Genomic DNA, 21,481 nt, shown 5'->3' with positions numbered 1-21,481 from the left:
TGATGGAGTCACCCATGCTGCAGACCGAAAACCGCACGGCCTTTGACGAAAATCATGCGATCTTCAGGGACCAGGTCCGCAAGTTCTTTGACAGGGAACTCCACCCCAATCTCAATCGATGGGAAGAGGAAGGAATCATCGACCGAGACTTCTGGCGCGCATGTGGCGAGGCCGGTCTGCTTTGCCCGACAATGCCTGAGCAATATGGCGGGCTCGGCGCTGATTTTGGCTATAACATCATTATCGACGAGGAAATGACCTATGCCGGATCTTCAGCCGGACTGGGTCTGCAATCTGATATCGCTGCGGATTATATCCTTGCCTACGGGTCTGAAGAGCAGAAGCAGGAATGGCTTCCCAAAATGATTTCCGGCGAGGCAATTGCCGCCATTGCCATGACTGAACCGTCAACCGGCTCGGACCTTCAGAGCATCAAGACCACCGCCAAAAAAGACGGCAATCACTATGTCATCAACGGGTCCAAAACCTACATCACCAACGGCCAGAATGCCGACTTCATCATATTGGTGGTAAAAACCGACCCTTCACTCGGCGCCAAGGGAATTTCTCTGGTGCTGGTCGAAGCCACGCGGGAAGGTTTTGGCCGGGGCCGCAATCTGGACAAGATCGGGCAACATTCTGCCGACACTTCGGAACTGTTTTTCGAAGATGTCCGTGTGCCGATAACCAATTGCCTCGGTGAAGAGGGACTGGGCTTTGCCTATCTCATGAGCCAGCTGCCCCAGGAACGCCTGAGCATCGCTGCCGCCGCTCAGGCCGGAGCACAGCGTGCCTTTGATGAGGCGGTCAAATTCACAAAGGAACGCGGCGCCTTCGGAAAGACCGTGTTTGATTTCCAGAACACCCGCTTCACGCTGGCGGACCTTGCCGCCGAATTGCAGGTAGGCTGGGCGCATCTGGACTGGTGCATCACCCGGCATATCGCCGGCGAGCTGACGGCGGTTGAAGGTTCAGCCGCCAAATTGTGGCACAGCGAAATCCAGTGGAAATGCTGTGATGCCGCGCTGCAGCTGCATGGCGGGGCTGGCTATATGAACGAATATCCGATTGCCCGCTTGTGGCGTGATGCGCGGGTACAGCGGATATATGGTGGCACGTCTGAAATCATGAAGGAAGTGATCGGCCGTTCGCTTTAGCGATCACGCGCATCCTCTCCGGCTTTCAGATCCCACCAGACAATTGACCGGAAATTTGTTCCTGCTTCAACCAGTTCGCCAACGCGCGGGGCATGCATGAGGATATTCTGCTTATCAGCTGCGGCGCGGGCCAGTTCAATTGGCTCATTCCAGGCATGAAATCCGAGGTTGAACGTGCTCCAGTGGACCGGCAGCATTTCCTTTGCCCCCAGATCGACATGGGCCTGCACTGCGTCTTCCGCGCTCATATGCACGTCCGTCCAGGCCGCGCCAGGCCCATAGGCACCGATCTTGATGATACTGAGATCAAAAGGGCCATATTCCCTTGCGATCCGAACAAAATGGCCGGAATATCCGGTATCGCCACTATAATAGGCGCGGTGTTCGGGGCCGATCAAAGTCCAGGAAGACCAGAAGGTCTCCCGCTGGTTCATCAGGCCGCGACCGGAATAATGCCGGGCTTCGGTGCTGATGATTTGAACACCATTGATTGCCTGCGACTGCCCCCAATCAAACTCGGTATAGGCATCTGCCGGAATATCCCAGCGATCGAGATGGGTGCCCGCACCCAGTGGCACGAATATTCTCGCGCCCTTTGCCACCAGAGCCTTGATCGTTTCCATGTCCAGATGGTCATAATGATCGTGAGAAATCAGCACGGCGTCCACTTCAGGCACGTTCGTCAAGTCGATCGGTGATTTGTGAAACCGTTTTGGCCCCATTCCCTGCAGCGGCGAAGCATAGTCGGAAAAAACCGGGTCAATCAGGATACGCACCCCGTCGATTTCAAGATAGCTGCTGGCATGTCCCAGCCAGATGGCGCGCAGACCGGGCTCCACTGGCGCCTCGAATAAGCCTGCCGGGATTTCCACAAGGGGTATGGGCGCTGGCGGATAGCGTTGTTCGTCGCCGAAAAACTGTCCTTCAATCTGTTCCCGGATCCAGCCCGGCTCGGTCGGGCTGGGCGGCAGGACATTGTCGAACTCGCCATCTTTGTGGTGCGGCGACTTTTCAACCCTCGCCAGCCGCTCTCCTTCGACATCCCCGCCCACGGATGGCGCGAAATTCATGAACAACCCGACACTGGCACCGATAATGATCAATACCAGGATCAGTATTTTTGTTATGCCTTTGATGATCCGCATGACGCTGTGTCCAATCGAGTTCGCCTGGTTTGGTTAGTCGGGAACTGACTAATCGTTATCCGGCGTGAGCTTCACGAAATCCTCCCAGACCAGTTTTTCGACGCCAAAGCCATCGGTGACAATGTTGTTTGCCATCGCCGCGCCCAGGCGAGATACCTTGATTCCGCGCAGCTTGCGCCATCTCCCCTGAAACAATGGACCTATAACAGGCCAGATAGCAAGCGCCGTCTCAACAGCCCAGCCGTATCGCCGTTGTGGCGTCAGGATCATGGCTGGTTTGAAGAGACTGAGGCGCGTGAACGAAAGAGTTGCGAGAGCGTCTTCCAGTCTGCCCTTGCTGCGGACGTAGCTGTTTCGCGCATCCGGATCGGCAGTTACTGATGAGAGCATTGCAAAATGCCCAACTTCGCGTTTTTGGCATGCGGTCGCAAAAGCCATCGGTATATCGAAATCGACAGCCTGGAATTCTTCCTTCGAGACCTTGAACGGATCACCGACGCCGACCGTACAGATCGCGGAATCGTGACCATCGACTAAGTCAGCATATGACCCAGGGTTACGAAGATCGACTACATGAGCGACAACTTTGTCTTGAGCCGGGCGCTCAATGGCTCTTCTGTCAAGCAGTGTCACTTGCACCACATCTGGCATCGCGATTAGCCGGTCCAGCACAGCCGAGCCAACCGCGCCGCTGGCACCCATCAATACAACTTTGCGGTCCTGTCCGCTCATTCCAGTACACACTTTTCGAGACCGATTACTTCAGCCCAAGAAAATCCGAGACCACCATCGCCTGCATCTTCTTGCCATCCGGATCAGCCGAGGTTTTCAGTGAACAGATCTCTTCCGCCCAAGGCGAAGTTCGCTTGCGCACAGGTGGGTCGTCGGATTCAACAACTTCGAGCACTGCCGCTGCTGCGTCGTCCGCAGTCTGATAGGGGCTGTGTTCCCATTCGGTCGCTCCCATGGTGTCGCGATACTGGCCAAAGAGCGGCAAATACTCATCTTCTGGCAAGCCTCCCGTGGACTCCAGATGCGCCATCACATTGTTGACAAATTCCGAGGCAATCCCCCCCGGCTCAACAACAGTGAAGTTGATGCCAAAGGCCGGGCCGACATAGCTGGCAAGCCCCTCGATAAACCCTTCAACGGCAAATTTGGTCGCGCAATAGATTTCGTTAAACGGCTGCCCGACCAGGCCGCCCACCGAAGACACTGCAATCACATGGCCGGACCTGGCTTTGCGCATATGTGGCAACACCGCTTTGGTGCAGCGCATGACGCCCATCTGGTTGATGTCGGTGACTTGCTGCATTTCCTCTTCGCTCGCCTGCTCCGCCGTCCGGACAAATCCCATCCCGGCATTGTTGATCAGTGTGTCGATCCTCCCGTCATTCGCGATAATTTCGTCGACCACCGCAGAAATGCTGGCCATGTCCTGTACATCCAGCCGGCGCACTTCGAGGTCGACACCTGCCTCCGCGGCTGCGGCATCCAGAACCCTGCGCTTGTCGAGATTGCGCATCGTTGCGTAAACCTTGTGGCCGTTTTTGGCTGCACCCAAAGCGAGAGCCACGCCCAGTCCGCTGGAACATCCGGTAATCAATATCGTTTTTGCCACGTCCATTTCCTCTCAGATTTTCAAAGCCGTCTGCCCCGCAGAGAAATGCGGGTTACTGACGAACTGATGCCCCGACTAGCGGATGGAATATTCGTCGAAATCCGGTTCGCGGATCATCTCGTAAAACTGGTCAAAGGTCCACGGCTGGGTCACACCGGGCCGGCCATGGCTGTTGAGATAATAGCCGCCGCCGGCTCCCTGATTTTCCAGCAGCAGGGTTTTGAGCCCCTTGTCCAGCCGATCATTATAGTCGAGATACACGTCTTCCTTGATCTCGAACGTTTTGCTCCCGCTCTCAATTGTTTCGGTGATCAACCGGCAGCTATAGCGTGTCAGGCACTCCATCCAGCTGTGAAAACTCCCCGTCACCGCCCCGGCATTGGGGCCATAGAGAATGATGAAGTTCGGGAATTTCGGTATGGTCAGCGTCAGATGCGCCCGCGCGCCGTCTTCAGACCAGAGATCTTCCAGCGTTGTCCCATCGCGGCCTTCATATTCGACCGGCCACAGATAGCGTTCCACATCAAAACCGGCGGACAGCACGACCAGGTCAAACTCGCGCTCTGTGCCGTCGGGGGAAACGATCCCGTTTTCGGTAAAATGGTCAATAGGGCCGCTCACCAGATCGACATTGTCGAGCAACAGGCTGTCATACCAGTCATTGTCGACGACCAGTCGACGCGACATCGGGGCATAGTCAGGCACGAGCTGCTCATAAAGTTCGTCATTGTCACCCACTTTCGATCGGATATAGCCCTGAAGCATCTGGCGCAGCTGTTCGTTTTTCTCGCTGACCACGCCGCCCTTCTCTATCCACTCGTCATCGAGATACTGGAAGGCTTCCACCTGCATCGCTGACGCGGTGTGGTGATAGGAAAACCAGTTTTTATATCCGGGCATATTGTCCAGCAACCAGCGCAGCTCAGGCGTCACTTCGTTGCGATATCCCGGCACCTGATTCACCCAGTTGGGTGTGCGTTGATAAATGGTCAGCTGCGACGCCTTCGCTGCCACGCCGCGCACCAGTTGCGATCCCGTTGAACCGGTCCCGATCACGGCTACCCTTTTGCCTGTGTAGTCATAATCGTGATCCCAGGCGGTGGTGTGGAACATCTTGCCCCGGAATTTCTCGATACCTTCAATCTGCGGCAATTTCGGTGTGCTGAACAGACCGGCACCGCTGATCATGAACTGGCTGTTCAAAGTATCTTTGTTGCCGTCACCATCTTCCGTCGTGATGTCCCAGCGCGAATTTTCCTCATTCCATACCGAGCCCGTCACCTTGGTATTCAGCCGGATATGTTCGCGCAGTCCATGCTTGTCGACAATATAGTCCACATAATCACGCAGATCGCCCTGTGTGGCGAAATGGCTTTTCCATGGGTAATCCTGTTCAAATTTATATTGATATATGAACGACGTAATATCCACACGTGCTTCCGGGTAATCGTTCAAATACCAGGTCCCGCCCAGTCCTGCCTGCCGTTCGATAATCGTAAATTTCAGACCCAGCTGCTGCATCTGTATCGCGGCCATCAACCCGCTAAACCCGGCACCAATGATGGTGACATGAAATTTGTCCAGCTCTTCATCAGCCGGCTTGTTCTTCCAGCGGGCGGCCCGCACAAATCCGTTATCGGCAAAGGCCAGGTCTCCCCAGCCATAGTCGACATGCTGCTCGGAGATTTTCTTGCCGTTGAACATTTCCATCATGTGCGCGGCTTCTTCCCGCGACGGCATCACCGACGGAGAAGCGGGATCACGATCGCGCAGATATTCAAATGCCTTCTGTTTGATGACCGCCGCGTGCTCCTTGGAAATTTTCGGAAACTCATAGGGTGTCCCGCGCAGTTCCGTACGCACCGCGGCCATTTCCTCCAGCTCGGGGTCACGGGTCTGCTGGAACAGCGCTATGCGCAGTGCGTTGATCTGCGCCTGATCAAGCGCCCGACGGATAAATTCCTCATCAACGCTCAATCCCCCGGATTGCTTCAGCACGGTCGCCATTGATGATTCTCCTGATTCCTGTTGAATTTGATTCTCTATACAATATAATCATGTTTCGTTTAAAGAATCAACATGGCTTGTTGTTGACACGCAAAAAAGGACTGTCATGGGACGGCTGGACGGAAAAACTGCACTGGTCACGGGCGGAGCAAGGGGACTCGGTTCCTCGGCGGCAAGGCTGATGGCAGCGGAAGGCGCCCGGGTTGTGGTCACGGATGTCCTGAACGAGGAGGGGCACCGGGTAGCAGCAGACATGGGCGCTACCTTCCTTTCTCACGACGTTGCCAGCGAAAGCGACTGGCAAAGAGTTGCGAATGACATGCTCGATAGCCATGGCCAGATCGATATTCTGGTCAACAATGCAGGAGTCCTGCACCGCAGCAGCATCATCGAACATGACATCTCCGATTGGGACCGTGTCATCGCCATCAACCAGCGCAGCGTTTTTCTCGGCATGCGCCAGATCGGCAAGTACATGGTGGAACAAAAAGGTGGCTCCATCATCAATGTCTCCTCGGTGGCTTTCAATCACGCCCGACCGACAACCGCCGCCTATACCGCCACCAAATTTGCCATCATCGGCATGACCCGCGTTGCAGCCAAGGAAATGGGGCCACACGGCATTCGGGTGAATGCCATTTTGCCGGGCATGATGGACACGCCGATGATTGACATGATTGACCCTGATCGCGCTGCCCGGGACAAGCAGATTCCGGATGTCCCGTTACGTCGCACGGCTTCGGCCGACGAAGTTGCGAAAACCATATTGTTTCTCGCCAGCGATGAGTCCTCATTCTGCACCGGAGAGTCCATTCTGGTCGACGGAGGTGTCGGATGCTGACCAACCCGTTACGGAATCCGGAACCTGCGACAATAACCCGGAGGCAGACACATGAATCTTGAAAAGCTGTTTTCTCTTGAAGGACGCGTTGCGCTGGTTACCGGCGGTCAGCGCGGGATCGGCAAGATGATCACCGAAGGGTTTCTGGTCCAGGGCGCGAAAGTCTATATCACCGGGCGCAAGGGAGACCAGGGCCAGGCTGCGGCAGAAGAATTTGGCCCAGACTGCACATATATTTGCGGAGATATTTCCACGGTGGAGGGGTGCAAGACCCTCGCGGTGGAACTGGCCGATCGCGAGCAACATCTCGACATACTGGTAAACAACGCCGGTGTTGCCTGGGGGGAGGACTATCTCGATTTTCCCGAAGCCGGCTGGGACAAGGTCATGGACACCAATGTGAAAGGGCTGTTTTTTCTGACGCAGGCTTTGCATTCGTTGTTGAAGGCCGCGGCAACTGCCGACCGGCCGGCGAAGGTGCTCAATGTGGCATCGATTGATGGTCTCAGCATCAATCCCTGGGAGACATACAGTTATCAGGCGTCAAAGGCTGCCGTTATCCATCTCACCCGCAAAATGGCATCCCGATTAATCGCGGACAATATCGTGATGTCCGGTATCGCACCGGGCCCTTTCGCATCGACCATGAACAAGGCGGCGCGGGACCATGGCGAACAGATGGCAAAAAATGTTCCGGCAAGGCGGATCGGCAATGCCGGGGATATGGCCGCAGCCGCAGTCTATCTGGCGAGTCAAGCCGGAGACTATGTGATTGGCACCACCCTTCCCGTGGATGGCGGCATCGTCAATGCGATGGCAGCCGACAGTCCCCCGGCAGGTTAGAAAGCAGGAAATCCAAGTGAAAAACAGTTCCCACATTGATCCCAAGCTCTACACGTTTCTGGAAGAGCAAGAGAAAGCCAATGACCGGTTGCGGGAGTCCGCAGACAAGATGCCGCAACCCGGCTCGGTCGATCCGAAAATCCTGCGGAACTTCCGGATCTACAACAAGGATGGTTCAATCAAGCCGCCCCTGCATTCCGAAGCGTTTGAAGAGAATCTGGAACTGGCCGACCGGACCATCAAAACCCGGGTTTTCCCGGTGGAGGAAGCGCGCGGGATTGCGTTGCATTTTCACGGTGGCGGCTGGACCATGGGGTCGGTCTATGAACAGGATCCCTATCTTGCGGGCATCGCCCAAAAGACGAAACTGACACTTGTCACCATCGATTATCCCCTGGCCCCGGAACATCAGCTGCCTGAAATTCTGGACGTGGCCCATGCAGCGACCTGTGCCTTGCTGGAGAAGCATCCAGACCTGCCAGTCGCGATTGTGGCAGAATCTGCCGGAGCCAATGTGGCATTGCACTGTCTCTTGCGATTGCGGGAGGAACCATCCCTGTTGCGGCGTATCAAGGCGGCAAGCTTGTGCTATCCTGTCGCAGACCTCTCCATGACACCTTCGCTGCGCAACTGGGACAACGACCTTCCCGGTCTGTCGCGGCAATGGATGGAATGGTTTTTTGAACTTGCGTTGCCCGGTGTCGACCGGGACAGGCGCAGTGACCCGAAATATTCACCGCTCTATGCTGATCTTGCCGGCCTCCCCCCCGTGCTTTTCAGCGTGGGAGAACTGGATCCCATGCTCGATGACAGCCTGTTCATGCATCAACGCTGGCTGGCGGCAGGAAACGAAAGCGCACTTGCCGTCTATCCCGCAGCGCCGCATGGCTTCAACGCCGATGAAACGAGGATGGCCAAGGCCTGCAACCAGCGGATCCATGATTTCCTCAAGTTTCGACTGACTGCACCTGATCCGGCTTGAACGTGGATTTCGCGAGATGCAGAAACAGCGCAGCGCCCAATCCTACACATATGGCCACCGTCAACGCCATCTGAAGTGACGCGGCATCTTGCGCACCGCCTCCGAGCCAGTCGCTCATCAGTCCGATAGCGAAGGGTGCAAGCCCCACACCCAGCAAACTGGTTGCCAGGCCGAAGAATGCCGTCGCAGTTCCACGCATGCCAGCGGGAACGATGGACTGCATTGAAGCCGTGAGCGGACCAAATCCGATCGAGCCTACAATATTCACTGCAAATACCGCCACGATCACAAGCGGAACCGAGCTTCCGTAGAGCACGACAAGATAAAATGGGAATACGGCAATGGCCGCAATCATCGGCACGAAAAGAAGCCAGTACACATTGCGCTCGACCAGCCTGTTGGTCACCAGCCCGCCTCCGATGGCCCCAATCGCAGTACCGCCGCCCATGGCCAGTCCGAAATAGAGGCCAACCTCACTGGCACTCAATCCGAACTGCCTGATCAGAAAAGCCGGGACCCACTGCGCCACACCGAACAGGACAAACGCATTGCAGACCGAAGCAAAGACAATCGGCAGGAAACTTCTTTTGGCGAACAGAAACCGGACAGCGGGCAGGAATTTCGTTCCCTCCATTGCGGTTTCGACGCCATCCTGAATTCCCCGTTCCGGATCGCGCAGCGTGAAAAATACCAATAGAATGAACGGCACGCCCATGAACCCCGCTGCAAAGAAAGCGGTACGCCAGCCATGGGTATCAGCCAGATAGCCGCCCAGCGCCAAACCCACCATCAGGCCAATGGAACCACCGCTGGAAAAGATTGCATAGGCAATCGGCCGGATCTGGAAATTGCAGAAATCAGCAAGCAGCGAGTAGGATGCGGGCGTGTTGCCTGCTTCCCCTGCCCCGACAAACAACCGCGCCAGCAGCAGATGGACAAAATTTCCCGCAAATCCGGTCACAGCCGTCGCCAGGCTCCAGACAGAGATACCGGCCATCAGGATTTTCTTGCGGCTGAACAGGTCGGACAGGCGACCAATCAATACGCCCGCGATCGAATAGAATGCAGCAAAGGCCAGTCCGGTCAAAATGCCGATCTGGGTATCGGTCATCGGAATTTCCTGCCGGATGTCCTCAATGAGGACCGCCAGAATCATGCGATCGACATAGTTGAGCATGTTGATAGCAAACAGCAACCAGATCACGTACCAGGTATAAGGCGTGGCGGCGGTTCCCGTTGGTTCGTTACTCATGCACCCCCAGCCTTCCATGCTTTAAACAGGTCATTAGCATCTCGTATAGATTGTTTGCGTCCAGGGCAATTGCCCAAAGTCGCGCTTGCATTTTATATGAAACACATATATCTCGTTTAAAGGCTTGAAAGTTTGGCGAGGGGATGAACCGTGTTGGCAAATGCGAAACCGGACAAGGAATTTATTGAACTGGCAGTAGGCGCGGCAGACGTGAATGCCCTGCGTCTTGCGCTGTATCAGCAAACCGGCGATCCCGAACTTGCCGCCATGAAGGTCAGCAGCGAATTGCGGCAAGGCAATCCTTTCAAATATACCAATGTCGAGAAGGAACATCACGACCGGATTCGCGAAATGGCGGTCGAATACCTGTCCGGCGATGTCGATGCTCCGGTCATCCCGACCCGGGAAGAAGCCAACGCTCTGATGGACCTGTTTTGCGGGCGGACCCTGTCGGAGGCTGAAAAGGGATATGCCTATGGCGATCTGGCCTTTGATGAAACGGTTCGTTTTCCCCAATGGAAAAACAGGCCGCCACAGGAGGAACTGGACAAGATCAACGTCACGATCATTGGTGCCGGCTTCAGCGGTCTTCTGGCCGGCATTCAAATGGACCGACTGGGCATCAACTATCGCATCATTGAACGGCAAAGCGGTTTGGGCGGGACATGGTGGCTCAACGATTATCTGGAAGCCCGCGTCGATGTGACATCATTTCTGTACCAGTATAAATTCGAACTCGGCTATCCATGGAAAAGCTTCTTCGCCACCCAGGGCGAGCTGCAGGAATATATCGACTATATCGTCGACAAATATGACCTGCGCAAAAGAATCACGCTTGGCACCAAGGTCAACACGGCGAACTGGATTGAAGACGAGAACAAGTGGCGCTTCACTCTGGAAGGCCCGGATGGCCAGACCGAAGTGATCGAAAGCAATTTCTGCATCAGCGCCAGCGGCCAGTTCAGCACGCCGCAAATGCCGAAAATTGACGGCATTGAAGATTTCCAGGGCGCAATGTTCCACTCGACCGAATGGGATCATGACTATGACCTGACCGGAAAACGGGTAGCAATTATCGGCACCGGTTCAACCGGATCGCAAATGACCCGTGGCATTGCCGAAAAAGCATCCTCGCTGACCATCTATCAGCGGACGCCCAACTGGATCATGAAGATGCCCGGTTACCGGGACAAGGTGCCGGAGCACCTGCACTGGCTGATGGATAATATGCCCGGATACCGAAACTGGTTTGTCTTCTCCGAGCATATTTCGCAGCTCCGCATGGACGGGATCAACGAGGTTGACGAGGAATGGGTTGCCAATGGCGGCCTGTTCAACGAACGAAATGACCAGCTGCGCGAGATATTGAAACGCTATATCTACAAATCGGTAGGTGAAGACAAAGAGCTCTATGAAAAGCTCGTGCCCGACTATGCGCCGCTGGCCCGGCGCCCGGTCGTCGACAATGACTGGTACAAGACCCTCACGCTCGACCATGTCGATCTGGTGGCCGGACCGATTGACCATTTTACGGAAACCGGAATTGTGGCCGCAGACGGATCGGAAAAAGACTTTGATCTTGTCGTGCTGTGCGCCGGATTTCAGGTAGAACGCTTCCTGTGGCCTGTTGATTATATCGGCCGCGATGGATCCAATCTCGATGATCTGTGGAAGGTGGACGGCCCCCGCGCCTATCAAACCTCCATGCTGCCGGGCTTTCCAAATTTCGCAATGATCTATGGCCCCAATTCAGGCCTGGTCGCGGGCAGCTATCACAGCTGGATCGAGCTTTTCACCAAATATTTCTGCGAAATCATAACGCACACGATAGAAACAGGCGCCTCGTCATTTGAGCTCAGGAGAGAGGCGTATGACGCGTTCAACAAGGAACTGGATGAGCGTTCCTCCACATGGGTCTATCAAATCGAAAATGGCGGCGGCGGATATTATATGAACAAACATGGCCGCTCATCCGTTCGACTTCCCTGGAAGGTTCCGGAATTTTACGACAAAATCAAGCAGCCGAAATTTGACGATTATTTGATCGGGTAGCTCAGACACGCAGCGAGTGACAACCTGCCCTGCATGATCGGGCCCGTCCCGCAACGACCCCGTTCACGGACTCAAGCCCCGGCATGCTCGAGCAGCACCGGTGCCCGGTACGTGCCTGCGAAAATTTCTCCTCCATAGACGTCAGGACCGGGAATCGATAAACATCATGTCGCTCGACCATCTGGAGGAAGAATATGGCCGAAACCGTTCCTGTGCAGCACTTGCCACGTCCCAGGATCAGTTACCGGAAACCGGCGCGTCCGCATTATCTGGAGCGCGATGATTATGTGAAGCCGGCCAGTGAAATTGATCTCGACGCAATTGATTTTGTCGATGTTGAACAATGGCGGCAGCACAAGATGTGGGACCGGTTTGCACGGCTGCGCAAGGAAGACCCCGTGCATTATACACCGGACAGCCCGGTTGGTCCTTATTGGTCGATCACCCGCTATGAAGATGTGAAAGCGGTTGACGTGGACAATAAACGTTTTTCATCCGACGCCAGCTACGGGGGGATCACACTAGGGAAACCCCTGGAGGAGTTCACCGCTGAGAGCTTTATTTCGGCCGACGAACCCGATCACTGGAATCAGCGCAAACCGATGCAGCCGGCTGTTGCCCCCGCCCTGCTGCGCAATGAATTTGAACCGCTGATCAGAGAACGCACCCGGGCGGTTCTGGATTCACTGCCTGATGACAAGCCGTTTGACTGGGTCGAAGCCGTATCAACGGAACTCACGGCCATGATGCTGGCGACATTGCTCGGTTATCCGCAGGAACGAAGGCGGGAACTGACCCGATGGTCGGATGTCACAACCAACCCGTTTGATCCGGATATTTGTCCCGGCGGGCGCGAGCAATGGTTGCAGGAACTCAATGCGTGCCTGGGGACATTTTCGACCATATATGCCGAACGCCAGTCCGCGCCGCCGACGAATGATCTGATAAGCCTGCTCGCCCACGGACCGGCCACCAGAAATCTGTCCCCCCAGGAGTTACTGGGTAATGTGCTGCTGCTGATCATCGGTGGCAATGATACAACCCGCAACACGATGTCTGGCGGTATCTATGCACTGAACAAATTTCCGGATGAATATGCCAAGCTCCGGGATGACCCCGGCCTCATACCCAATATGGTATCGGAAATGATCCGCTGGCAAACGCCGCTTGCTTACATGCGGCGCACCGCGCTGGAAGACGTTTCCATGCACGGCAAGACGATCCGAAAAGGCGATCAGGTTGCGATGTGGTATATCTCTGCCAATCGCGATGAAAGATTCTGGGAGCAGGATCCGGACGCGCTGATCATCGACCGCAAGCAGGCGAAAGATCACATCTCTTTCGGTTTCGGGATCCATCGCTGCTACGGCAATCGTCTCGCCGAACTGCAGTTGCGCATCTTGTGGGAAGAAATCATGCAACGTTTCACCCATATCGAGGTCATCGACGAACCCAGTCGAACGTCGAGCGCATTTGTGCACGGCTACACCTGGTTGCCGGTCATCTGTCATCGCAAAGCCTGACCGGTGAGATGGCAGTACGAATTTCAGGAGGTACCATCAATGGCTGTTTCAGACTCAGAGTTGCGAGAAATCGCCCTGTCATTGGATGGTGTGACGGAGAAACCGCATTTTGATCGGGCAGCCTTCAAGGTGAAACGGAATTTTGCAACACTGGCCCCGGACAAAGCCACGGTGAACCTTTTGCTCCTTCCTGAAGAGCAAGAGCTCAGATGCGAAATGCACCCCGATTGTTTTGTACCCGTTCCCAACAAGTGGGGTGAGCGCGGCTGGACTGTCATGGATCTGACCAAGGTCGATATGGATATCGCCAAATCCGCCATGCATGCGGCCTGGTTGAACGGAAAATAGGGGTCGTCCTAGTCCGTTTGAGGCGTGTTCCTGCATAATGGCAGCAGCGTGTCAAAGGACGGCAAAAGGGTAGTAGACAAAAATCGCGATTGTTCGAAAGAGAAAGTTCAAAAAAAAGCCCGGCGTAAGGGCACCGGGTTTTTGCAAGTTTATTTGGCCAAATGGAGTCGCTTTGTTTCTTGGTTTGCGGCTCTCGTATTCCGGTTTGTGTGTGCGAAAAACCATTGCTGTTTTTTCAAGTGTTCGAGCTGGCCTGATGGTGACGATGTCCACTCTCCATCGCACTGCCGATGGGTTGGTATCTTCCCGGCAATTTTCATAATCCATCAAGTCAGGGTTGTTTTGCGCGTAACAATTCTCACAAAAATGAGATACGCCAGAAACAACCAGTGGTCTGCCCCACCCGTGCGGAGACGAGTTCACAAATTGCACATCTCAGGCTGCCGGCAACAAAACCTGGATCGCTTTTGGGACTAGCTCCTCTCCGGTCAAACTCATATCAAAGCCCGGGTGGAGCGTCAGCCAAAGTTCGATAAACCGCCCTTTTCATCGACGAGTTGCGTCAGGCGGTCATTCCGGATCGATACTGGCCAAGGCACAGTGAAATCCGATACCGCCCCAGCGCTGATATTGTTGCAAAAAAGTTACAAGCGTAAAACAATATGGACATAACCGGTTTCGAATTCTTGCCTCGGGGCACCATTGCGGGTAACCCAAATCCACCGACGAAGCTGTAAGGGCAGCTTTCATAACGGACCTCGGATGCAGCCAAACAACTGCAGAAAGAGGTCTTGCTTGAAAGGCTTGACCCATGAAAAATACACGCTTTTTTACCCTGAAATCTACTTCTGCCCCGCTCGCACTTTGTCTTGCGCTGACTGCAACACCGTCATTCGCACAAGTTGCCGAAACGGAAAATCAGGACGCCGATGCGACTGCGGAAAGTGCCGAGACTCTGATTGTTGTTACCGGGTCACGTATCGCGCGCCCGGGGGTTGAGTCACCCTCGCCCGTCACCGTGGTTGGTAACGAAGACATCAAGCTTCAAGGCACAACCCGTATCGAGGATATCCTCAACACGCTGCCTTCGGTTGCAGCGAGCCAGGCAGCCGGTCTCGCCAATGGTGCGGACGGCACCGCCACTGTCGATCTTCGCGGCCTTGGGTCAACCCGAACGCTCGCACTCATCAATGGCCGCCGCATCGTGCCCGGCGATCCGTCGCCGGCAAGTGGCTCGGCTGCAGACATCAATATCATTCCCGCCGCCATGCTGAAGCGGGTTGAAGTTCTGACCGGCGGTGCCTCATCGGTTTATGGTGCTGATGCTGTCGCCGGCGTTGTCAACTTCATCATCGACGACGATTTTGAAGGCTTTCGAATTGATGCCCAGTACGGCGTCTATCAGCACAATAACAACAACCAGTTCATTCGGCCATTTCTTGATGCGCGAGGTTTTCCTTTTCCGGACGGCAACACCGTAGACGGGGGAACAATCGACGCCACCGTCGCCTTTGGCTCAAGATTTGCTGATGACCGTGGCCATTTCATGATCTACGGCGGCTACCGCAGAATCGAAGCGGTGACCCAGTCCGAGCGTGACTTCAGCGCCTGTGTCCTGCAGAATGTCGCTGGCGGTGCCAACCGCTGTGGCGGGTCAGCAACAACTCCAAATGGCAATATTCTGGTATTCGATACGGCCGTTACGACAGGGACATCGACTTTCTATACTTTCGCGCCGAACCGCGGTCTGGTGCCTGGCGCCGGGGTTTTCAACTTTGCACCATTCAACCATTTCCAGCGCCCCGACGAGCGCTTCACTGCCGGAGCTTTCGTGAAATACGAGGTCAGCGATTCATTCCGTCCGTATATGGAATTCCAGTTCATGGACAATCAGACGGTTGCGCAAATTGCTCCGTCCGGAAACTTTGGCAACACCTTGACGCTGAATTGTGACAACCCGCTAATGTCTGCTGAGCAATTTGCGGTTATTTGTGACGCCGACAATTTGATCAGCGGTTTCGTCGGGACGTTCCCGGCCGCCACCACTGCTCCGTTCAATCCCAATCCGGGCGCGCCCCCTATAGACTTTCAGGACGGCCAGGGAGGAACCTATAATCAAGGCTATGCGCTTACTCTTCGGCGCAATATCGAAGGCGGTCCGCGTCGTTCAAATCTCGGTCATACGACGTTCCGAGGTGTTATCGGTGCGAATGGCGATATTTCGGATGTGTGGAGCTACGACGCCTATTACCAATATGGCAAGGTGGAATACTCGCAAGTCTATGACAATGAGTTTTCCATAGCCCGCCTCACTCGCGCGCTTGATGCGGTGACTGACAACCGCCCGGGTAGTGCAACGTTCGGGCAGGTCGTTTGCCGTTCGCTTATCACCGCCGGAGACACGAACTGTGTCCCTTACGACTTGTTCGCTGGTGAAGGCGGAGCGAGCCAGGCAGCCGTAGACTATCTCAATGTATCCGGATTCCAGAATGGTGAAACGACCGAACAGGTTGCGAACATCTCGTTTACGGGTGATCTCACCAACTATGGCGTTGTTTTTCCATGGGCCGAGAACGGCGTGCGGATCAACGTCGGTGGCGAATGGCGCCAGGAGACGCTTGAACTCGAGGTTGATACGGCTTTTGCAACCGGTGATTTGAGTGGCCAGGGTGGCGCAACCCTGCCTATTTCAGGCAGTTTCGACGTTCTGGAGTTTTTCGCTGAAACACAGATCCCGATCATCGAGAATGGGTTCATCGACCTGCTTGAGATCAATGCTGGCTATCGTCGATCGCATTATGAAACCAGCGCCGACCGTACATATAATACTGACACGTTCAAGATTGGTGCCGAGCTGGCACCGATTCCTGACATACGCTTTCGGGCCGTTTACAATCAGGCGGTTCGGGCACCGAACATTCAGGAACTGTTCCGTACACCGGCGGTCGGCCTGAGTGGATCAAACGACCCATGCGCCGGAATTACAATTTCCGCGACCGATTTCGGTTGCCTGGCGCAGGGCCTTGTCGTCGGTCAGGGGGTAACTCCAAATCCGGCGGGACAATATAATGGCCTGCTCGGCGGGAATGCCGACTTGCAACCTGAAACCGCAAAAACATGGACGGTCGGCGTTGTGCTCCAGCCGGATTTCATTCCCAGATTGTCGGTGACCGTCGACTATTTCAATATCGAAGTGGAAGATGCCATCCGCACATTCGGTGTCGATGCCGTACTCAATAACTGCGTAACCAATGCTTCGGCGACTTTCACGCCTGAGTCATGTGCACTGGTCAATCGCGACGCTGCAGGCTCGCTCTGGCTGACGCCCGGTGGCTTTACGTCCGATCTTCCGAACAATGTCGGCAGCATTCGAACTTCCGGCATTGAAGTGGCGGCCAGCTACTCTGTGCCCGTCAGCTTTGGTACGGTCTCCCTGTCGATGAACGGCACCTATCTCGATTCCTACGAGATCGAGAATGGCCTCACCAATGCCGACGGCAGCCGTGTTTCATTCGATTGTGCAGGTCTCTACGGACCAACTTGCAGTGTTGGCGGAACGTCGAATGCGGGCGCTCCGCTGCCACGCTGGCGCCACAAGGCCCGTGTGTCGCTGAACATGGACTCCGGCATTGGTATCTCGGCCCAGTGGCGATATGTCGGCAAGGTGACAGCCGAAACGGTTTCGTCATTTGCCGCACTGAACCCCGGAGGTCTGACAGATCATGCCGGGCCGGGAACCCGGATTTCATCGTTCAACTATATCGACGCGGTGCTTTCGTTTAACCTCGAGGAGACCTTTCAATTCCGTCTCGGTATCAACAACCTGTTTGACAAGGAACCGCCGCTGGTAACCTCTGGCGGTGGGGGAACACCGAACCTGTGTCCGACCGGCCCTTGTAACGGCAACACCTATCCGGCGACGTATGATGCTTTGGGACGTTACATATTTGCTGGCGTGACACTCGACTTCTGAAGCCGGGTTGATCTATGATATTGGAGAGTTTCTGAAGAGAAACTCTCCATTTTTTTGCTGACGCGACTGTCAGCGATAAATGACGCGGCAAACAGAGGGCGTGATATGACAGACCAGTCCTCCAGCATACTCGACAGCAATGATTTGCTGAACCAGGCTTTGCAGGCAGCGCAGCAAGGACAGTTTGCACAAGCAAGGACAATAGCTGAAACGGCGCTTCAGGGCGAAACCGGTGACGCGGCTCCTCTTCATGGCTTCCTCGGCATGGTCTGCGCCCGCTCCGGGGATCTGCCGGCGGCGACCGACCATCTTGCACAGGCGCACGCGCTTCTCCCCCAGGATATTACCATCGCATGCAACCTGATCTCGCTGTTGATGGATCAGGAGCGTGACGCGGAAGCGCTGGCGGTATCCAGTGCCGAACTGATGCAAAAGGATGAAAGCCTGAGGGTTGGTCGTTTTCGCGGATTCCTTGCGCAGAAACAGGACGATTTTGCTTCTGCAGCTGATGCTTATGAGTTTGTAATCGCCAGACAGCCTGATGATTTCGAGTGCTGGAACAACCTTGGCAACGCCCGGACCGGGCTGGGTGACCATGAAGGTGCAGTGGCGGCCTTGCGGCGCGCAATCGAACTTGATCCCGGAGCGGCGCCGAGCAGGCTCAATCTGGCTTCGGCACTGGAAGCGCTTGAACAGACGGAGGAGGCCGAAGCCGAGTTGATCAAAGCGGTTGACGAATTTCCGGAAGACCCTCGTCTGCCTTATCAACTCTACATATTTTACAAAACGCAGCTCAGGCAGGAAGAAGCGGTTGCCGCACTGATAACGGCAGCTGACCGCGATCCTAGTTCTGCCGACATTCAATTGAAGCTGGGGATCGAGTATGGCGTGTTGCGGCGTACGGAAGATGCCGAGCGCGCGTACAAGCGGACGATCGAACTCGATCCGAAAGAACTCGACGCCTATCTCGGTCTCGCCATTCAGTACGAGCATACCAATCAGGAAGAAGAATTCGGCCCGCTCATTGCAAGAGCGCACCAGAACGGAATTGCACCAGAGCCATTATCTTATATCGAAGCACTGGGATTGCGGCGAGAGAAGAAGTTTGAAGAAGCGCTAACCAAACTCGATGCGGTTCCTGCTGATGTAGAACCAATCCGTACCACGCATATGCGGGCCACGCTGCTCGACCGGCTGGACAAGCCCGACGAGGCTTTCGCAGTTTATACAGAGGCCAACAGGCTGGCCTATGAAGACAACCCGACCGAGCCGCTCAATCGTGCACGAGAACTGCGGGAACAGCTGGCAGGGGAAATCGCCATGCTCACACCGCAGTGGCGCGATTCCTGGCGCCAGGCAACAATCGCAGACGACCGGATTGATCCGGTCTTTCTGGTCGGTTTCCCGCGGTCCGGAACCACCCTGCTCGACACAATCCTGATGGGGCATCCAGGCACCGTTGTGATGGAAGAGCAACCACCGCTCAATCATGTCGAGGAAGCTCTTGGTGGTCTGGCGGCACTGCCTGATATGGACAGCGAGGCCATCATGAAGGCCCGCGACCATTATTTCGCCGAAGTCTTTAAGATTCAGCCAGTTACTCCTGGCCAGTTGCTGGTGGATAAATCACCGCTGTTCCTCTATCGGCTTCCCCTGATTCAACGCCTGTTCCCGAAGTCAAAGATCATTCTGGCCCTGCGCCATCCTTGCGATGTGGTGCTCAGCTGTTTCATGGCAAATTTTCGACTGAACTCAGCCATGGCCAATTTTCTTCGTCTGTCCGATGCGGCCGAGCTCTATGATCTGGTCTTCCGGCACTGGAACACCTCTCTCGCTTTGTTCCCGTCACATGTCCATCCGATTGTCTATGAGCAGCTGGTAGAGGATGTTGCCGGCGAGGTGCGTCCATTATTCAAATTCCTGGAACTGGAATGGGATGAAGCCGTGCTGGATCACAGCCGCACTGCCCGATCGCGCGGACTGATCACAACAGCCAGCTATTCCCAGGTGACCGAACCCATTTACCAACGCGCCAGCGGCCGATGGATACGCTACCGGGAAAAGCTGCATCCCATATTGCCAACTCTGACGCCATGGATCGAGCACTACGGATATGATTCATAGCCAGCGATTTTTGCATATCACCCGGCGGCATTCCCCCACCTCTGCTCTTGCCAACCAGACAGCGATTTGACCGCTTGCATGATTTTCTCAATCCGCTTCACTGACCGTGCTCTCGCAGAAAGGCAACTGCTGCGCCGTATAGCCCCGGCTCCTTGTGTGTCAGTTGCCGTACCGGAATTTTCTCCATCATCGATTGAAAACGCCCCTTCGCGACAAATCTCTTTTTAAAACCCGATGATGGCAGCTGGTCGGCGATACGATTACCCAACCCGCCGGCGAGAACCACCATCTGAGCTCCCTGCGCCAAAGCCAGATCTCCTGCCACACTTCCCAGACAGAGGCAGAAACGATCAAAAGCTGCCGCAGCGATGGCATCATCACCGGAAAGAGCCAGTTGCCACAAATCCTTGTCGGTCAATTGTTTTGCCTGGCTGCCCTCAAGCTGAGCCATCAGCCGATAGATCTCCTGCAGACCCGGTCCTGCCACTACTCTTTCCACCGAAACACGGCCATGAACTTTGCGCAATCGAACCAGCAGCTGGTCCTCCAGTTCGTCATGGGGAGCAAAATCGACATGCCCGCCTTCTGTCTCTGTAACGGTATATTCATCGCCGGAACGCAGAATATGGGCCACACCCAATCCTGTCCCTGGTCCCAGCACGGTGATGATCCCCTTTTCGGGCGCGGCGATATCCGGACCACAAACGTGATCCAGAACGATGGCGTCCAGCGCAGCGATGGCATGACAGACGGCACCAAAATCATTGATGAGGGAAAACTGGTCCAGCTTGAGTTTTTCGCCAATCAGCCCCGGGCGAATCTTCCAGCTGGAATTGGTAAAACAGACATCTTCACCATTGACCGGAGCTGCCACAGCCAATGTTCCCCGGCGCGGCAACTCCTGTCCGATTGCCCTGGCATAGGCCTGCCAGGCAATCTGGAGACTGGCATGGGCCGAACATTCCATCGTCACTTCGCGATCAATCGCGATATTCCTGGCATCGCTTATGTTTGCTATCGCAAAACGCGCATGGGTGCCGCCAATATCGGCGATGACTATCTCGTTCACGGTCACAGGCATGACGTATCATACTGAAATCCATATCGACACAATTACTTGATGATATTGTTACGGATGACAGGGAGAGGCGCAGAATATTGTGATCTCTACAGGCTCATGGTTCTTGCCCGTCCTGGATTCTCACGAGAAAGTCGATAAGGAATGCCGTGGCCAGACTGAACAGCAGGAACCCGTTGGCCGCCAGCATGCCGGACAACAGGCGCCATTCCTGGCTGATAATGACGTCACCGAAACCCAGGGTCGTAAACGAGACAATGGAAAAATAGACCGCTGCCTCCAGTGTCTGGAACTCGCCAACCCAGAGGAAGGCCAGTGCCCAGATCCAGACGGCTGTGCTCAACGCGGCCAGCATCCAGAGGACCGCACCGGAAAGGATGATCATCATCTTCAGGTGCTTCAATCCGGACTGCAGTCGCTTGTTGGCGAAATCAAACATGCCGGACGCTGCCGCAAAAAAGGAAATGGTGATAATCACGGTCGAGCAGATCAGCAGGGAACCTATGATAATCTGTTTCAACATAATAACACTCGA

Annotated in this window: 16 protein-coding genes; 9 read left to right on the top strand and 7 right to left on the bottom strand. The window is 55.1% G+C overall.

Annotation, left to right across the window (positions count from 1 at the left end):
• Nucleotides 1–14: 14 nt before the first annotated feature.
• Nucleotides 15–1,157 carry an acyl-CoA dehydrogenase family protein gene (locus BUQ90_RS07065; RefSeq protein WP_074204963.1) on the top strand — a complete coding sequence of 381 codons (1,143 nt, stop codon included), beginning with the start codon at nucleotides 15–17 and terminating at the stop codon, nucleotides 1,155–1,157.
• Here BUQ90_RS07065 and BUQ90_RS07060 read toward each other — a convergent pair.
• From BUQ90_RS07060 to BUQ90_RS07045, 4 genes are all read right to left on the bottom strand, one after another.
• The gene (locus BUQ90_RS07060; protein ID WP_074204323.1) at nucleotides 1,154–2,302 is read right to left on the bottom strand and encodes an MBL fold metallo-hydrolase; all 1,149 of its coding nucleotides are present in this window, start codon (nucleotides 2,300–2,302) and stop codon (nucleotides 1,154–1,156) included. The genes BUQ90_RS07065 and BUQ90_RS07060 overlap by 4 nt on opposite strands.
• A 48-nt stretch (nucleotides 2,303–2,350) precedes the next feature.
• Nucleotides 2,351–3,034: an NAD(P)H-binding protein gene (locus BUQ90_RS07055; protein ID WP_074204322.1), complete on the bottom strand. Its 684-nt coding sequence runs from the start codon at nucleotides 3,032–3,034 to the stop codon at nucleotides 2,351–2,353.
• Nucleotides 3,035–3,059: 25 nt separating this feature from the next.
• Nucleotides 3,060–3,923, bottom strand: coding sequence for an SDR family oxidoreductase (locus BUQ90_RS07050; RefSeq protein WP_204244747.1), 864 nt, complete (start codon nucleotides 3,921–3,923; stop codon nucleotides 3,060–3,062).
• 75 nt (nucleotides 3,924–3,998) lie between these two features.
• The gene (locus BUQ90_RS07045; RefSeq protein WP_074204320.1) at nucleotides 3,999–5,930 is read right to left on the bottom strand and encodes a flavin-containing monooxygenase; all 1,932 of its coding nucleotides are present in this window, start codon (nucleotides 5,928–5,930) and stop codon (nucleotides 3,999–4,001) included.
• 106 nt (nucleotides 5,931–6,036) lie between these two features.
• Here BUQ90_RS07045 and BUQ90_RS07040 point away from each other — a divergent pair, with 106 nt between their 5' ends.
• From BUQ90_RS07040 to BUQ90_RS07030, 3 genes are read left to right on the top strand one after another with little or no spacing between them, the layout of a single operon-like run.
• Nucleotides 6,037–6,771: an SDR family NAD(P)-dependent oxidoreductase gene (locus BUQ90_RS07040; RefSeq protein ID WP_074204319.1), complete on the top strand. Its 735-nt coding sequence runs from the start codon at nucleotides 6,037–6,039 to the stop codon at nucleotides 6,769–6,771.
• A gap of 51 nt (nucleotides 6,772–6,822) precedes the next feature.
• Complete coding sequence (locus BUQ90_RS07035; protein WP_074204318.1) at nucleotides 6,823–7,614, top strand: SDR family oxidoreductase; 792 nt, start codon at nucleotides 6,823–6,825, stop codon at nucleotides 7,612–7,614.
• A 16-nt stretch (nucleotides 7,615–7,630) separates the two neighbouring features.
• Nucleotides 7,631–8,596, top strand: a complete 966-nt coding sequence (locus BUQ90_RS07030) for an alpha/beta hydrolase (RefSeq protein WP_074204317.1) — start codon at nucleotides 7,631–7,633, stop codon at nucleotides 8,594–8,596.
• Here BUQ90_RS07030 and BUQ90_RS07025 read toward each other — a convergent pair.
• The gene (locus BUQ90_RS07025; protein ID WP_074204316.1) at nucleotides 8,562–9,848 is read right to left on the bottom strand and encodes a spinster family MFS transporter; all 1,287 of its coding nucleotides are present in this window, start codon (nucleotides 9,846–9,848) and stop codon (nucleotides 8,562–8,564) included. The genes BUQ90_RS07030 and BUQ90_RS07025 overlap by 35 nt on opposite strands.
• Nucleotides 9,849–9,998: 150 nt before the next feature.
• Between BUQ90_RS07025 and BUQ90_RS07020 the strand changes: the two genes are divergently transcribed.
• From BUQ90_RS07020 to BUQ90_RS07000, 5 genes are all read left to right on the top strand, one after another.
• Nucleotides 9,999–11,900 (top strand): flavin-containing monooxygenase, encoded by a 1,902-nt coding sequence (locus BUQ90_RS07020; RefSeq protein ID WP_074204315.1) that lies wholly within the window; start codon nucleotides 9,999–10,001, stop codon nucleotides 11,898–11,900.
• A gap of 194 nt (nucleotides 11,901–12,094) precedes the next feature.
• A complete protein-coding gene (locus BUQ90_RS07015; RefSeq protein WP_074204314.1) occupies nucleotides 12,095–13,423 on the top strand; it encodes a cytochrome P450 in 1,329 nt (442 codons plus the stop codon).
• A gap of 39 nt (nucleotides 13,424–13,462) precedes the next feature.
• The gene (locus tag BUQ90_RS07010) at nucleotides 13,463–13,771 is read left to right on the top strand and encodes an MmcQ/YjbR family DNA-binding protein (RefSeq protein ID WP_074204313.1); all 309 of its coding nucleotides are present in this window, start codon (nucleotides 13,463–13,465) and stop codon (nucleotides 13,769–13,771) included.
• An 811-nt stretch (nucleotides 13,772–14,582) separates the two neighbouring features.
• Nucleotides 14,583–17,744: a TonB-dependent receptor domain-containing protein gene (locus tag BUQ90_RS07005; protein ID WP_074204312.1), complete on the top strand. Its 3,162-nt coding sequence runs from the start codon at nucleotides 14,583–14,585 to the stop codon at nucleotides 17,742–17,744.
• Between the two features lie 105 nt (nucleotides 17,745–17,849).
• Nucleotides 17,850–19,868, top strand: a complete 2,019-nt coding sequence (locus tag BUQ90_RS07000) for a tetratricopeptide repeat-containing sulfotransferase family protein (RefSeq protein WP_084192535.1) — start codon at nucleotides 17,850–17,852, stop codon at nucleotides 19,866–19,868.
• A 97-nt stretch (nucleotides 19,869–19,965) separates the two neighbouring features.
• Here BUQ90_RS07000 and glk read toward each other — a convergent pair whose 3' ends face one another.
• Together glk and BUQ90_RS06990 are read right to left on the bottom strand one after the other, a co-directional pair.
• Entirely contained in the window at nucleotides 19,966–20,949 is a 984-nt protein-coding gene (gene glk / locus BUQ90_RS06995; protein WP_074204311.1) for a glucokinase, read from the bottom strand.
• A 94-nt stretch (nucleotides 20,950–21,043) separates the two neighbouring features.
• Complete coding sequence (locus BUQ90_RS06990; protein ID WP_074204310.1) at nucleotides 21,044–21,469, bottom strand: ion channel; 426 nt, start codon at nucleotides 21,467–21,469, stop codon at nucleotides 21,044–21,046.
• Nucleotides 21,470–21,481 lie beyond the last annotated feature (12 nt).

The sequence above is a fragment of the Parasphingorhabdus marina DSM 22363 genome (genome assembly GCF_900128895.1).
GTDB lineage: Bacteria > Pseudomonadota > Alphaproteobacteria > Sphingomonadales > Sphingomonadaceae > Parasphingorhabdus > Parasphingorhabdus marina.
This window is presented reverse-complemented; position numbering and strand designations above follow the sequence as displayed.

Bases quoted from the DNA above. Each gene is read 5' to 3' on its own strand.
- BUQ90_RS07025 (WP_074204316.1), bottom strand. From the start codon at position 9,848: ATGAGTAACGAACCAACGGGAACCGCCGCCACGCCTTATACCTGGTAC.
- BUQ90_RS06990 (WP_074204310.1), bottom strand. From the start codon at position 21,469: ATGTTGAAACAGATTATCATAGGTTCCCTGCTGATCTGCTCGACCGTG.
- BUQ90_RS07040 (WP_074204319.1), top strand. From the start codon at position 6,037: ATGGGACGGCTGGACGGAAAAACTGCACTGGTCACGGGCGGAGCAAGG.
- BUQ90_RS07010 (WP_074204313.1), top strand. From the start codon at position 13,463: ATGGCTGTTTCAGACTCAGAGTTGCGAGAAATCGCCCTGTCATTGGAT.
- BUQ90_RS07065 (WP_074204963.1), top strand. From the start codon at position 15: ATGCTGCAGACCGAAAACCGCACGGCCTTTGACGAAAATCATGCGATC.
- BUQ90_RS07000 (WP_084192535.1), top strand. From the start codon at position 17,850: ATGACAGACCAGTCCTCCAGCATACTCGACAGCAATGATTTGCTGAAC.
- BUQ90_RS07005 (WP_074204312.1), top strand. From the start codon at position 14,583: ATGAAAAATACACGCTTTTTTACCCTGAAATCTACTTCTGCCCCGCTC.
- BUQ90_RS07055 (WP_074204322.1), bottom strand. From the start codon at position 3,034: ATGAGCGGACAGGACCGCAAAGTTGTATTGATGGGTGCCAGCGGCGCG.
- BUQ90_RS07045 (WP_074204320.1), bottom strand. From the start codon at position 5,930: ATGGCGACCGTGCTGAAGCAATCCGGGGGATTGAGCGTTGATGAGGAA.
- BUQ90_RS07035 (WP_074204318.1), top strand. From the start codon at position 6,823: ATGAATCTTGAAAAGCTGTTTTCTCTTGAAGGACGCGTTGCGCTGGTT.
- glk (WP_074204311.1), bottom strand. From the start codon at position 20,949: ATGCCTGTGACCGTGAACGAGATAGTCATCGCCGATATTGGCGGCACC.
- BUQ90_RS07060 (WP_074204323.1), bottom strand. From the start codon at position 2,302: ATGCGGATCATCAAAGGCATAACAAAAATACTGATCCTGGTATTGATC.
- BUQ90_RS07015 (WP_074204314.1), top strand. From the start codon at position 12,095: ATGGCCGAAACCGTTCCTGTGCAGCACTTGCCACGTCCCAGGATCAGT.